Here is an 11,744-nt window from a genome sequence, read left to right on the forward strand (position 1 = left end):
CGGACAACGGCAGAGGGGGGAATCGGTGACCGCTGAACTCAAGTACCTGGAACTGCACGGCGACCGCATCGCATACCGGGATGCGGGCACCGGCGAGACCATCCTGTTGATCCACGGGATGGCGGGAAGTTCGGACACCTGGCGGGCGATGATCCCGCAGTTGGCCAAGAAGTACCGCGTCGTGGCGCCCGACCTGCTCGGTCACGGCCGATCGGACAAGCCGCGCGGGGACTACTCGCTTGGCGCGTTCGCGGTGTGGCTGCGGGATCTGCTCGACGAACTGGGTGTCACGCGCGCGACGATCGTCGGCCAGTCGCTCGGCGGCGGCGTGGCCATGCAGTTCGTGTATCAGCATCCGGACTACTGCCAACGGCTGGTGCTCATCAGCAGCGGCGGTCTCGGCCCCGACGTCGGATGGACGCTTCGGCTGTTGTCGGCCCCAGGCGCCGAACTGATCATGCCGATCATCGCGCCGCCGCCTGTGTTGAAGGCTGGGAACAAGCTGCGCTCCTGGTTCAGTTCGGTCGGTGTCCAGTCCCCGCGCGGCGCCGAAATATGGAGCGCCTACTCATCTTTCGCGGACTCACAGACGCGGCAAGCGTTCCTGCGAACGCTGCGGTCGGTGGTCGATTATCGCGGTCAGGCCGTGAGCGCGCTCAACCGGCTACACGTGGCGTCCGAGTTGCCCATCATGGCGATCTGGGGTGACAAAGACCAGATCATCCCGGTCTCTCATGCTTACGCGGCCCAGGAGGTGCGGCCGGAAAGCCGACTCGAGGTCCTCGAGGGCGTCGGCCACTTTCCCCAAGTCGAGCGGCCCGCCGAAGTGGTCGACCTGCTCGACGACTTCATCACCTCGACAAGCGAGACCGCGAACGGACCAATCGATAGCAGCCGTACAGCAGCGCAGCCACCGACAGATTGACGAAGTACGCGATGTCGGCGCCGTGCCACGCCTTGGCGATCGGCCCCTCGAACAGGGGCGCCGTGTCCATGAACGGGATCGCCACGGCGTAGGCGAGCACGAACGCGATCACCGCGGCCACCGCATCGCGGCGGTCGGTCGGTTCGGAAGCGGGGTCGACGGTGGCTCGTCCGCGTACCCGAAGCAGCCAGTCGATCACCACCACGGCGACGAACCCCGGAATCCAATAGCTGACCAACAACAGCACGTTCTGAAAGCGGGTGGCCGTGTCGGCGGCGTTCAGCCAGAGAATGAGCGGATAGGCCAGGGCCGCGACGATCACGGCCGACACTGGTCGCCGTACCCGCACACCGATCGTCTGCAGTGCCAGCGAGCCGCTGTAGTCGTTCATCACGCCCGAACCGATCGATGCCAGCGCGATGATCAGCAACGCCAGCCCGCCAAGTAGGCCGCCTCCCATCACCGTTCGGACACCCTCGGCCGTCTGCTCGGAAACGACGTTCCCCGCGGCGACGCCGATGCCCTGAATGAAGGTGTAGGCCAACACGATTCCGGCGAAGGTGAACCCGAACACCCTCGCACGCGACGAGTCGGCAGGCAGGTAGCGGCTGAAGTCGGCGGCGTAGCTGGCCCACGACACGGCCAGGCTGAAGGCGATGGTCACCTCGAACACGAACGCACCCGCCAGGTCTGCGCCTGCGACACTGGCAGGTGTGACGATCTGCTGCCCAGCAATGAGTTTCACTGCAAACACGACGAACGTAGTGAACAGCACGACGGTCAGCACCGCCTGCATCCGGTGGATGACCTCGTAGCCGAAGAACCCCGCAACGGCCTGCACGCCGAGCACGATCAACACCGCGAGCCAGAACGGGATGCCGAGCAGCAGCGACAGCGCCTGACCGCCGAACAGCCCCACGAGTGCGTCCCACGCGATGGTGCCCAGCCATTGCAGTACGGCGGGCAACACCACCCCGCCGCCGAATGCCATCCGTGAGTTCGGCAGCTGGCCGGTACCCGTGCGTGGGCCCCACGTCGACAGGTATCCGACGACGAGTGAACCGAGAACGGTCCCGATCACCATCGCGAGCAGACCGAGCCAGAAGCCGAGCCCCAGCACGATCGCCAGCGCGCCGGTGAACACGCCGGTCATGTTGACCTGCGGCGCGAACCACACCGTGAACAGCCGGGCGGGCGACCCGTAGCGCTGGTCTGCCGGGATGGGCGCGATGCCGTGCGTCTCGACGGACAGGTCCCCAGCCGCAGATGGTCGGTGGCCGGCGAACGTCGGCTCGGTCAAAGCACTGGAACTCATCCGTCCATTCGATCACGACCCACGTCGCGCTGACGCACTACTGTCGCCTGCATGCCGGAGCAGCGATCGATATGGGGTGGCGGCGTGGCTGGCTGGGGCGGCGGCGCCTACGACTTCGCCGTCGAACGCGAATGGCTTGCCAGGCCGGGCGGAGTGGTGCTGTGGGGCACCGACACCCGGATGCTCTACGACAGCTTCCACACGATCGGCGAGCTGGCTGACGGTGCCGCGGTTCTCGACGTCCCGTGTGGCGGCGGGGTCGCGCTGCGCGGGCTGCGACCAGACCAGGGCGTGCGCTACGTCGCCGCCGACATCTCCCCCGAGATGCTCGCGCGGGCTCGCGCCCGCGCCGCCGGCTTCGGGCATGACGACGTCGAGTTCGTGGAAGCCGATATCGAGCGAATGCCGTTCGACGACAACGAGTTCGACCTCTGCGTGTCGTTCAACGGTTTGCACTGCCTTCCCGACCCGGCAGCCGCAGTTCACGAAATCGCCCGCTGCCTGAAGCCGGGGGGTCGGCTGGTCGGCGACTCACTCGTACGCGGCGCCGGGTGGCGTCAGGACGTAGCGCTCAAGATCGGGCGACGGCTCGGGGTCTTCGGCGCCGGCGGCACGGTCGATGAACTGCGCGGTTGGCTCACCGACGCCGGCCTGAACGTCGACCGCCTCGATGTCTCCGGTGCGATCGCACATTTCACCGCGACGGCCGCATGACCACGCCCCAAACCCACACCACCGACGGCCGGCCGCGGGCTCGCGGGCTCGGCATCGACCTGCAAGGCCGGCCAGGACCGCTCAACGCGATCACCGACGTCCCCGGCATCGAGGTCGGCGTGACGACGTTGATCGAGGAATCGTCGGTGCGCACCGGAGTCACCGCGATCCTCCCCCGCGGCCGCGACGGTGTCGGGCAGCCCTGTGCGGCGGGCTGGTATTCGCTCAACGGCAACGGCGAGATGACCGGCACGACGTGGATTGACGAGGCCGGATCGTTCAATCTGCCTGTGGTGCTGTCGAATACGCATGCCGTCGGCGCCTGCCATACCGGCGTCATCAGCTGGGTCAACCGCGTCAACCCGCGGCTCGCCAAGCAATGGCTACTACCCGTCTGCGCGGAGACGTGGGACGGCTACCTCAACGACATCAACGGCGGCCACGTCCGCCCCGAACACGTCCAGGCGGCACTCGACACAGCGACCGCAGGCGCGGTGGCCGAGGGATCGGTCGGTGGCGGCACCGGGATGAACTGCTATGAGTTCAAGGGCGGCAACGGCACCGCGTCGCGACAGGTCACCTACGGGCGGCGAACGTTCACGGTCGGAGCATTTGTGCAGGCAAACTTCGGCTCCCGGTTCGAATTGACCGTTGCCGGAAGGCATTTGGGTCGCGACTTGCTCGACGACAATCCCCTGACTGACGACTGGTTCGAGGTCGACCTCGGCTTGAAGCCACCACCCGGTGCAGGGTCCGTCATCGCAATCGTTGCCACCGACGCCCCGCTACTGCCCGGCCAGTGCAAGGCCCTGGCGCGGCGCGTTCCGCTGGGCCTTGCCCGCACCGGGACAGCGGGCAGCCACTTCTCCGGTGACATCTTCCTGGCGTTCTCCACTGCGGAGGTGCCCGGCCTGGCCAGTGCGTTCCCGGTCGGGGCCGCCGGCTCCCCCGGCCAGGACGAGTTCGGCACGCTGAGGTTCGTACCGTGGGGCCGGATGGACGACCTCTACACCGCGGTGGTGCAGGCCGTCGAGGAAGCGGTGCTCAACGCGTTGGTGGTCAACCAGGACATGGTGGGCCGCGACGGACACCGCTCGCCGGCCCTTCCCCATGCTCGGCTGAAAGCGCTCTTGGCCCTCGGTCCATAATCGGAAGAACTGCTAACGATCGGAGCCGGGCGTGGTCGAGACCGACGCGAAACGCTCCGCCTTCGATCACCGGCTCGGGCGGCCCCGGCTACTGGTGGCGGGGCTCAGCGTCGTCGTTCTCACCGTCGCGGTCCTGCAGACCGCGGTCGTTCCGGTGCTCGGCATCATCGCCCATCAACTGAACGCGTCGACCGTTGCGGTCAGCTGGGCCGTCACCGCGAACCTTCTCGCCGCGGCCGCGGCCACCCCGCTGATCGGCCGGCTCGCTGACCTCCACAGCAAGAAGCGCGTGCTGCTGACCGTGCTCGTGATCGTGCTTGCGGGGTCGGTGCTGGCGGCGACGACGACGTCGCTGGCGCTGCTGATCGTCGCCCGGGTATTGCAGGCCGCGTCGTACGGGCTTTACCCGATCAGCATCGCGATCCTTCGTGAGGAGCTGCCCGAGGAGCGGATGGGCTCGGCGATGTCGGTGCTCTCCGGGACGCTGGGCTTCGGCGGCGGCACGGGCCTCGTGGTCGTCGGCCTGCTGATGAGCGGGCACGCCGGATATCACCGCGTGTTCTGGCTGACGACGGCGTTCACCGTCATCGTCATTGCGATCGCCGTGCTGGTCGTGCCCGCGCGGGACCGTAGTTCGACAGGAACCATCGACTGGCTCGGCGCTACTGGGCTGGCACTGGGTCTGTCGGTCGTGCTGCTGGCGATCACCCAGGGGCACTCGTGGGGCTGGACGTCGCCGGCCACGCTGGCGTGCGCGGTGTGCGGCGTCGTCGTGCTCGGCGCCTGGTGGTTCTGGGAGCGACGCGCCACGCAACCGCTGGTGTCGACCGAGATGATGACGCGGCGAGCGATCATGCTCACCAACCTCGCGACCGTTTTCGTCGGCATGGGGCTGTACTTCGCGTTCCTCGGGCTGACGCAATTCGTCCAAATCCCCCATGCCGCAGCGGGATACGGCTTTGGTGCCACCGTGCTCGAGGCCAGCGTCGTCTATCTGCTGCCGGGTGCGGTCACCGGCTTTCTGGTGGCCTTGGTCAGCGGCCGCTTCATCGACCGGTACGGGGCCCGGCCAGTGCTGATGACCGCGGCGGTGGCGGGCATCGCGGGCTTCCTGTTCATCGCGCTGGCTCACCATGCGCCGTGGCAGATCATCGTGGCCAGCATTCTGGCCAACGCCTACATCGCGCTCGGATACGGCGCGTTGCCCGCGCTCGTCGTCGCGGAGGTCGACGCCGGGGAGACAGGCGTTGCCACGAGCATGAACGCGATCGCAAGGACCGTCGGCAGCGCACTGGCCGCGGCCATGGTCGCGGTGCTGCTCGGCCGGACCTCTCACGGCGTGCCGATGGAGAGCAGCTTCGTCGCGATCTTCGTCGGCGGTGCGGTGACCGCAACCCTGGCGATGGTGTTGATCGCGTTCACGCGTCCGCGGCGCAGAGCTATCGAATCAGTTGAGGCGCGCTACGAATCTCGTGCCATGAACCACGAGTGGGGTTAACCGAGTGCCGCGAGATTCTCGACGGACTTGCGCACATCGGATTCCAGCACCTTAGCGACGAGTCGGCCGACGGGCGTGCTGAGCAGACCGCCGGATAGATCGGCGACGACTTGGAATGTCGACCCCGGCTTGTTGTCGCGCACGCAGAGCGTCAGCGCGATGCGGATACCGGGCCTGCCCCGGCCCACAATCTCGATCAACTTCGGTTCGTCGTACCGCGTGACGCGCCAGTGCACGGTGTTGCGGAAACCCTTGACTTTGATGCACGAGGATACGCAGGTACCTACCTCGATCTGCGGAGGAACCTCGCTGCGCCAGCCCGCGAAGATGGTGAGCCATTCATCGAAGCGACTCAGATCGGACGCCAAGGCCCATGCCTTTTCCGGACTGACAGCCGACGAGACCGAGACATCAACCTTTGCCATCTCACAGCACTACCCGAAGACGCGGGCCGGGTAAACGGCGTCGTCGGTTTCCACTGATCGCGGCCGCGCGGGCTGGGAGACTGGAGGCAATCGTCCCAGCGCATGTCCAGCCTCCTGTCAGTAGCCAGGCGGTGGCGGACGACGCCCGATTCAGCGGATTTTCTCAGTCTCAAGCACCGATGACGAAGGATTCCATTGTAAAAATGTAAATTCGTTGCGGAATCGCTTGCGCAGGACCGCCCGATCCGCGATTGTTTACCCACAGCTTCCCAGCTGTGTCTTGAGGAGGATTCGCCCTGACCGGCATACACACCACACCCGTCGAGCAAGCGGCGGGATCTGACGGGACCACCCGCCCCAAGGGCGGCCCAGTCATCGAGATCGACCACGTCACCAAGCGCTTCGGCGATTACGTCGCGGTGGCCGAAGCCGACTTCTCCATCGCATCGGGTGAGTTCTTCTCGATGCTGGGCCCCTCGGGCTGCGGGAAGACGACCACGCTGCGGATGATCGCGGGGTTCGAGACGCCCACCGAGGGTGCCATCCGGCTGGAAGGCGCCGACGTATCGCGGGTGCCGCCGCACAAGCGCAACGTCAACACGGTCTTCCAGCACTACGCGCTGTTCCCCCACATGACGGTGTGGGACAACGTCGCGTACGGACCGCGCAGTAAGAAGAAGGACAAAGCCGAAGTCAAAAAGCGGGTCGATGAGCTGCTGGAGATCGTGCGGCTGACCGACTTCGCCCAGCGCAAGCCCGCCCAGCTCTCCGGTGGCCAGCAGCAGCGCGTCGCGCTGGCCAGAGCGTTGGTGAACTACCCCAGCGCGCTTCTGCTCGACGAACCGCTGGGCGCCCTTGACCTCAAGTTGCGCCAGGTCATGCAGTTCGAGCTCAAACGCATCCAGCGCGAGGTCGGAATCACGTTCATCTACGTGACCCACGATCAAGAGGAAGCGCTGACCATGAGCGACCGGATCGCGGTGATGAACGCCGGCAACGTCGATCAGATCGGCACGCCGACCGAGATCTACGACCGCCCGTCGACGGTGTTCGTCGCCAGCTTCATCGGACAGGCCAACCTGTGGGCCGGTAAGCAAACCGGGCGCACCAACCGTGACTTCGTCGAAGTCGAGGTGCTCGGAACCACGCTCAAGGCCCGCCCCGGCGACACCACCATCGAACCCGGTGGGCAGGCGACGTTGATGGTCCGGCCGGAGCGGGTGCGGGTCTCGATGGATGCGCCCACCGGTGATGTCGCCACTGTGCGTGCGACGGTGAGCGATTTGACGTTCCAGGGCCCGGTGGTGCGGCTGTCGCTGACCGCGCCCGACGAGTCGACGATTCTCGCGCACATCGGCGCCGAGCAGGATTTGCCGATGCTGCGACCCGGCGACGAGGTGCATGTCAGTTGGGCGCCCGAGGCGTCGCTGGTGCTTCCAGCGGCCGACATCCCGACCACCGAGGATCTCGAGGAGATGCTCGACGACTCGTAAGCCTTGGCTGTAGTCAGTCCCCCTCCCCCCTTCATCGAAAGGCACAGTCGCCATGCCCCCCAACGAGTTTGATCCCCAGGTCCTCAATCGCCTTGTCGCCAACCGGACTTCGCGCCGGCGCTTCATCGGCGGCGGTGCCGCGGCCGCTGCCGCGCTGGCCGTCGGCGGCTCGTTCCTGGCCGCGTGTAGCTCGGACAACAAGTCCGCCACCGGCACCACGTCGACGCAATCGGGTCCGGCAAGCGGCACGCTGCGGATCTCCAACTGGCCGCTGTACATGGCCGACGGCTTCGTCGCCGAGTTCCAGAAGGCCACCGGCATCACGGTGGACTACAAGGAAGACTTGAACGACAACGAGCAGTGGTTCGCGAAGGTGAAGGAACCGTTGTCGCGTAAGCAGGACATCGGCGCCGATCTGGCGGTGCCGACGACGTTCATGGCCGTGCGCCTGCATGGCCTCGGCTGGCTCAACGACCTCGGTGACATTCCGAACAAGAAGAACATTCGCCAAGACCTTCTCGAGGCGAGCGTGGATCCGGGCCGCAAGTTCAGCGCGCCATACATGTCGGGCATGGTCGGGCTGGCCTACAACAGGGCCGCCACCAAACGCGACATCACCAAGATCGAGGACCTGTGGGATCCCGCATTCAAGGGTCGGGTCAGCCTGTTCTCCGACGCCCAGGACGGCCTCGGCATGATCATGATGTCGCAGGGCAACTCCATCGAGAACTCGAGCATGGAGACCGTCCAGAAGGCGATCGACCTGGTCAAGGAGCAGAAGGAGAAAGGCCAGATCCGCCGGTTCACCGGCAACGACTACGCCGACGACCTGGCTTCGGGCAATGTCGCTATCGCCCAAGCGTATTCGGGCGACGTGGTCCAACTGCAGGCCGACAATCCCGACCTTCACTTCGTCGTTCCGGAGGCGGGCGGGACCACGTTCGTCGACACGATGGTGATTCCCTACACCACGCAGAACCAGAAGGCTGCCGAGGCGTGGATCAACTACGTCTACGACCGGCCGAACTACGCCAAGCTCGTCGCTCACACCCAGTACGTGCCCGTGCTGTCTGACATGACCGACGAGCTGAACAAGATAGATCCGAAGCTGGCATCCAATCCGCTGATCAACCCGTCGAAGGAGACGCTGGCCAAGCTGAAGGGCTGGCCCGCACTCACCGACGAGCAGACCAAGCAGTACAACGACGCCTACGCCGCGGTCACCGGCGGCTGATCGATGGCAGGTGCAGCAACCAGCAATAGACAGCGGAGCAAGCTCGCCCCGTACTTGATGATCCTGCCCGCGCTGGTGTACCTCGGGATCTTCTTCGTGGTGCCGTTCTATTCGCTGGCGCGCACCTCGCTGTCGTCCTCGGGCGGCTCGGTGTATCTGCCGACGCTGGAGTTCAATTGGGACTTCGGCAACTACCTGCAGGCGTTCAGCCACTACCAGGATCAGATCATCCGGTCGTTCGTGTATGCGACAACCGCGACTCTGCTCTGTCTGCTGTTGGCGTTTCCGCTGGCGTACGTGATCGCATTCAAGGCGGGCCGCTACAAGAACCTGATCCTCGGATTGGTGATTCTGCCGTTCTTCGTGACCTTCCTGATCCGCACCATCGCGTGGAAAACCATTCTGGCCGACGACGGTTGGGTGGTTCAGGCGCTCGGGTCAGTGGGGTTGCTGCCCAGTGAGGGACGGCTGCTGTCGACGAGTTGGGCGGTCATCGGCGGCCTGACCTACAACTGGATCATCTTCATGATCCTGCCGCTGTATGTCAGCTTGGAGAAGATCGACCCGCGGCTGATCGAGGCGTCCAAAGACCTGTACTCGACGAACCGGCGCAGTTTCACGAAAGTGATCCTGCCGTTGGCCATGCCCGGTGTGCTGGCGGGCAGCCTGTTGGTGTTCATTCCCGCCTCGGGCGACTTCATCAACGCCGACTATCTCGGCAGTACCCAAACCACGATGATCGGCAACGTCATTCAGAAACAGTTCCTTGTCGTCAAGGACTACCCTGCCGCTGCCGCGCTCAGCATGGTCCTGATGTTGATCATCCTGGTCGGTGTGCTGCTTTACACCCGGGCTCTCGGCACCGAGGACCTGGTATGACAACCCAGGCAATGGCCGAGGTCGGCACCGCCGAGCCGAAAAAGGTCAAAGGCAGCCCCAAGTGGGGCGACCTGCTGTTGCGAATACTCGCGGGCCTGGTGCTGCTTTATCTGTTCCTGCCGATCTTCGTGATCGTGCTGTTCTCGTTCAACGACCCGAAAGGCAAGTTCAACTACTCCTGGCAGGGCTTCACGCTCAAGAACTGGGCTGATCCATTCAAGTACCCGCCGTTGACCGACGCGTTGAAGCTGTCGTTGAACGTGGCGGCGGTTTCGACGGCGGTCGCGTTGGTGCTCGGCTCACTGGTGGCCATCGCGCTTGTGCGCCAACGCTTCCGGGGCCAGACCGCGGTGGACACATTCTTGGTGATCCCGCTCACCGCTCCCGAGGTCGTGATGGGCGCGGCGCTGCTGACCCTGTTCCTCGACTTCGGCTGGGAAGCCGGATACACCACCATCGTCATCTCGCACATCGCCTTCGAGATCAGCTTCATCGCGATGACGGTGCGCGCGCGGATGCGCGGGTTCGACTGGACACTCGAGGACGCGTCCATGGACCTCGGCGCGAGCCCCGGCCGCACCTTCTTCAAAGTGACTCTGCCGCTGATCGTTCCGGGCATTGTGGCCGCAGGCATGCTGTCGTTCGCGTTGTCGCTCGACGACTTCATCATCACCTACTTCGTCAGCGGCTCGACGGTGACCTACCCGCTGTACGTCAACGCCGCCGTCAAGGCCGCGGTGCCCCCGCAGATCAACGTGCTGGCAACCGCGATCCTTGGCATCAGCCTGCTCCTGCTGGCCGTCGGAACGCTCTACCGACGCAAGCGAATCGAGGGTTGACCCTTCGAATAGCGCTGCGCGAGAACATATATTGCGACCAGCACTGTGGCAGACTCGGCGAGGACCGCGACCACGCCGAGGGGTTCAAACCAGTTGCCGACGTCGTCGGCCAGGCCCGGGAATCCGACCGCTCTGGTCGCGATATAGGCGGCCACCGCCAAACCACAAGTGATGGCGGCGACGGCATACAGCGCGGTGCTGTCCCAGGCCGGGGCCGCGATCGCGATGAGTAGGCACGCGACGATAAGCACGATGAATTCCACCCCGATATAGGGCACCTCGTGCAAGTGTTCGCTCAACACGGGCAGGTGGGCGGCTGCGCTGATCACCGATAGCCCGGCAAGCGGCCACCGCAGCGAGGACCGCAAAGGGACCCAGAGGAATTCGTCGGTCACATTCCCTCCATATGCAACGCGAACGCGTGCGCCAGATCGTTGTCGGGGACGAAGAACACGTGCATCATCAACGCCTGGCCGAGAAGCTTGTCGTGATAGTGCCAACGCATGATCGGGCCGCCGGGATCCGGCGGCGCCTGCGGATAGACCTCGTTTGCCGTGAACATCACGCCGACGACCTTCCACGCATTGTGGCCCTGGTACTCGTACATCAGCACCTCGGGTGCGGACGGATCGAGCACCTTGCCATCGTGGAGGTTGGCCTTGTTGGCGACGTGCACCATCGGCATCCGTTTCGGCTGCTGCCCCGCATCAACCGCCTGGATGAGCGCCGCGAGCCGGGGCTGCATCTGTTCAGCGTGCGCGATGCCGGCGTCGAGATCGAAACCAGCCGCCTTAGCGGCCGTGACGTCCGAATAGGCTGCGGTAGCAGACTCGCTGCGCGACAACAGATCCGCCGCCGCTGCCTGTTGCTCGGGGCTTGCCGACGCGACGTCGGGCAGATTGGGCAGCGTTGAGAATGCCTGACCGTATTGCTGCGCCCACGCTTTATGCGCCGGATCGGACTTACCCATCGAGGCGATCGCGGTGTGGTCGTGGTTGCCCTTCGTCGACTGCATTTGTGTGACGTCGCCGGCGATCTGATGCATATCTCCCCCACTTGCCGTGGCGGACATGCCGATTCCCACTCCCGCAGCGACGAGCAACGTCGCTGCGGTGCCCATGACGGCGAATCGGGCGCCCCGGCCCAGGGTTCGTGGCGGCGGAGGCGTGACGGGAAAGGAAGTTGTCGGGTTGTCGTCCTGGTACGGGTCCATGGCGTCGACCATCGGCGCTGCACCTGAAGACGACCTGAAGTCGCGGGCCGATGCGGCAGAT

At 65.3% G+C, this 11,744-nt stretch carries 12 protein-coding genes; 8 read left to right on the plus strand and 4 right to left on the minus strand.

Annotation, left to right across the window (positions count from 1 at the left end):
• The first annotated feature begins 25 nt into the window (after positions 1–25).
• Complete coding sequence (locus tag GGC64_RS12935; RefSeq protein ID WP_192722913.1) at positions 26–925, plus strand: alpha/beta fold hydrolase; 900 nt, start codon at positions 26–28, stop codon at positions 923–925.
• Here GGC64_RS12935 and GGC64_RS12940 read toward each other — a convergent pair.
• On the minus strand, positions 852–2,240 hold the full coding sequence (locus GGC64_RS12940) for a cytosine permease (protein WP_192722914.1): 1,389 nt from the start codon (positions 2,238–2,240) through the stop codon (positions 852–854). The two genes, GGC64_RS12935 and GGC64_RS12940, sit on opposite strands and share 74 nt — an antisense overlap.
• 51 nt (positions 2,241–2,291) lie before the next feature.
• Here GGC64_RS12940 and GGC64_RS12945 point away from each other — a divergent pair, with 51 nt between their 5' ends.
• Genes GGC64_RS12945 through GGC64_RS12955 form a run of 3 tightly spaced genes read left to right on the plus strand, consistent with a single transcriptional unit; the run spans position 2,292 to position 5,600 of the window.
• Positions 2,292–2,954, plus strand: coding sequence for a class I SAM-dependent methyltransferase (locus GGC64_RS12945; RefSeq protein ID WP_192722915.1), 663 nt, complete (start codon positions 2,292–2,294; stop codon positions 2,952–2,954).
• Entirely contained in the window at positions 2,951–4,102 is a 1,152-nt protein-coding gene (locus GGC64_RS12950) for a P1 family peptidase (protein WP_192722916.1), read from the plus strand. The genes GGC64_RS12945 and GGC64_RS12950 overlap by 4 nt, the downstream gene beginning before the upstream one ends.
• Before the next feature lie 31 nt (positions 4,103–4,133).
• The gene (locus GGC64_RS12955; RefSeq protein WP_192722917.1) at positions 4,134–5,600 is read left to right on the plus strand and encodes an MFS transporter; all 1,467 of its coding nucleotides are present in this window, start codon (positions 4,134–4,136) and stop codon (positions 5,598–5,600) included.
• Here the strand turns inward: GGC64_RS12955 and GGC64_RS12960 are convergent.
• Positions 5,597–6,025, minus strand: a complete 429-nt coding sequence (locus GGC64_RS12960; RefSeq protein ID WP_192722918.1) for an SRPBCC family protein — start codon at positions 6,023–6,025, stop codon at positions 5,597–5,599. The genes GGC64_RS12955 and GGC64_RS12960 overlap by 4 nt on opposite strands.
• A 296-nt stretch (positions 6,026–6,321) precedes the next feature.
• On the opposite strand from GGC64_RS12960, the gene GGC64_RS12965 reads away from it, so the two are divergent.
• The 4 genes from GGC64_RS12965 to GGC64_RS12980 are packed head-to-tail and all read left to right on the plus strand — an operon-like array spanning position 6,322 to position 10,470.
• Positions 6,322–7,518, plus strand: a complete 1,197-nt coding sequence (locus GGC64_RS12965) for an ABC transporter ATP-binding protein (RefSeq protein ID WP_225951868.1) — start codon at positions 6,322–6,324, stop codon at positions 7,516–7,518.
• A gap of 52 nt (positions 7,519–7,570) precedes the next feature.
• The gene (locus GGC64_RS12970; RefSeq protein ID WP_192722919.1) at positions 7,571–8,752 is read left to right on the plus strand and encodes a spermidine/putrescine ABC transporter substrate-binding protein; all 1,182 of its coding nucleotides are present in this window, start codon (positions 7,571–7,573) and stop codon (positions 8,750–8,752) included.
• A 3-nt stretch (positions 8,753–8,755) separates the two neighbouring features.
• Positions 8,756–9,631, plus strand: a complete 876-nt coding sequence (locus tag GGC64_RS12975; protein ID WP_192722920.1) for an ABC transporter permease — start codon at positions 8,756–8,758, stop codon at positions 9,629–9,631.
• Entirely contained in the window at positions 9,628–10,470 is an 843-nt protein-coding gene (locus GGC64_RS12980; protein WP_192722921.1) for an ABC transporter permease, read from the plus strand. Before GGC64_RS12975 ends, GGC64_RS12980 begins: the two co-directional genes overlap by 4 nt.
• On the opposite strand, the gene GGC64_RS12985 is transcribed toward GGC64_RS12980, so the two are convergent.
• Complete coding sequence (locus tag GGC64_RS12985; RefSeq protein ID WP_192722922.1) at positions 10,443–10,865, minus strand: hypothetical protein; 423 nt, start codon at positions 10,863–10,865, stop codon at positions 10,443–10,445. The two genes, GGC64_RS12980 and GGC64_RS12985, sit on opposite strands and share 28 nt — an antisense overlap.
• Positions 10,862–11,695 carry a hypothetical protein gene (locus GGC64_RS12990; protein WP_192722923.1) on the minus strand — a complete coding sequence of 278 codons (834 nt, stop codon included), beginning with the start codon at positions 11,693–11,695 and terminating at the stop codon, positions 10,862–10,864. The genes GGC64_RS12985 and GGC64_RS12990 overlap by 4 nt, the downstream gene beginning before the upstream one ends.
• Positions 11,696–11,744 lie beyond the last annotated feature (49 nt).

Origin of the sequence: Mycobacterium sp. OAS707, assembly GCF_014873705.1 — a bacterium.
In the GTDB taxonomy this organism is placed as follows: Bacteria; Actinomycetota; Actinomycetes; order Mycobacteriales; family Mycobacteriaceae; genus Mycobacterium.